Source organism: Enterobacter cloacae complex sp. IR5458, assembly GCF_049238025.1.
Lineage (GTDB): Bacteria > Pseudomonadota > Gammaproteobacteria > Enterobacterales > Enterobacteriaceae > Enterobacter > Enterobacter kobei.
The window spans coordinates 1-1,598 of record NZ_JBMKIF010000118.1 but is presented as its reverse complement, the minus strand read 5'-3'; the positions used below and the strand labels follow the sequence as shown (position 1 = coordinate 1,598).

Sequence of the window (1,598 nt, the reverse complement as noted above, 5' to 3'; positions counted from 1 at the left end):
AGCAAGGCAGGTCATTCCTACCATCTCGTTAATCCGGGCCAGCTGGATAAAAAGACCCTCCGCCGGATGAATGAAGCGCTCGCACAGAATGCTGAACTGAAAACCGGTGAGTCTACAGGGAAGGTCGTACTCGATAAGGATAAAAAAACAGCCGTGTCATTATCGCTACGCATGCGGATCTTAAGAAAAATTGACCGTCTGGCTGCGCTGAGTGGCTCGACCCGAAGTGAAGCCGTAGAGAAGCTGGCTCTGCACTCCGTTGATGAACTGATAAAGGAATACAGCGCTAAAAAGTCCTGACGCTAAATCTCAGACCGGGGTGAAAACTCCGGTTTTGTCATATTTCACCTCTGTATTGGCGTGACGTAGTTTTGGTCTATTCTCCTCCCGCAATGTCAGCAGCGCCTTACTGCCTACAAAAGCTGGTGTCTTGACATCCTCTTGTGCTACACATCAATCTTTGGGCGATTTACACTCCATTCATGCAGATCTGTGATGTATGATGATTTTCATACATAAGACAGTTTATTTTTGCCGAAGTTTTTTTCAGTAACCTTATATTCCAGTCCAGTCTGAGCTATTTTCTGTTGATAAGGGGCCATTCACATGTCGGTAATTCAATGGTGGTTAACTTATTTCTATAATGCCGCTTCTGAATATTTAATCTCCACCCGACAGATGTCGTGCCGTTTTATCAAATCAACAAACCCTGGCCTCTTCCTGAAACTACTCTCCTCTTCCGATCTCTTAAGAAGGAATTACATTTGAGACGCTTACCCGTATATCTGCTACTCGACACGTCCGGCTCTATGCACGGAGAGCCTATCGAAGCGGTTAAAAATGGCGTTCAGACGCTGCTTACCACGCTGAAACAGGATCCGTATGCACTCGAAACGGCTCACGTGTCAGTGATCACCTTTGATTCTATAGCCCGACAGGCAGTCCCCCTGACAGACCTCCTGAGTTTCCAGATGCCAGCACTAACAGCCAGCGGCACCACGTCTCTTGGCGAAGCGCTTTCCCTCACGGCCAGCTCCATTGCCAAAGAAGTACAGAAAACGACGGCTGACACTAAAGGTGACTGGCGTCCCCTTGTATTCCTGATGACGGATGGAAGTCCGAATGATGACTGGCGCAAAGGCCTGAATGACTTTAAAGCGGCCAGAACCGGCGTTGTTGTGGCATGTGCAGCCGGGCATGATGCCGATACCAGCGTCCTCAAAGAAATCACTGAAATCGTGGTTCAGCTCGATACAGCTGACAGTTCGACGATCAAAGCCTTCTTTAAATGGGTCAGTGCGAGCATTTCGGTAGGCAGTCAGAAAGTGGAGTCCAGCAAAAAAGAAGTGATCGGTCTTGAAGACCTGCCACCGCCGCCGCCAGAAGTAAATGTGGTCTTATAATTTTATTGATTAAGGGGATGTCATGTCTGTCAGTCTGAGCAAAGGCCAGGGCGTAAGCCTGAAAAAAAATGAATACGATCTCTCGTCCGTTACTATCGGCCTCGGTTGGGATATTAATGAGGAAAAAAAAGGTTTCCTCGGCGGGATCTTTGGTAAAAAAGAAGAAGAATACGACCTTGATGTGATCGCTTTCCT

General features: G+C 47.7%; 2 protein-coding genes and 1 pseudogene. All 3 read left to right on the top strand.

Going from position 1 to position 1,598, the window contains the following annotated elements; genetic code table 11:
* Positions 1-300, top strand: a pseudogene (terW, locus tag ACOTYN_RS26250) (tellurium resistance protein TerW); the annotation flags it as partial.
* Between the two features lie 464 nt (positions 301-764).
* Positions 765-1,403, top strand: coding sequence for a vWA domain-containing protein (locus tag ACOTYN_RS26245; protein ID WP_024182867.1), 639 nt, complete (start codon positions 765-767; stop codon positions 1,401-1,403).
* Between the two features lie 22 nt (positions 1,404-1,425).
* The coding region (locus tag ACOTYN_RS26240; RefSeq protein WP_421634804.1) for a TerD family protein at positions 1,426-1,598 on the top strand (173 nt) is incomplete at its 3' end.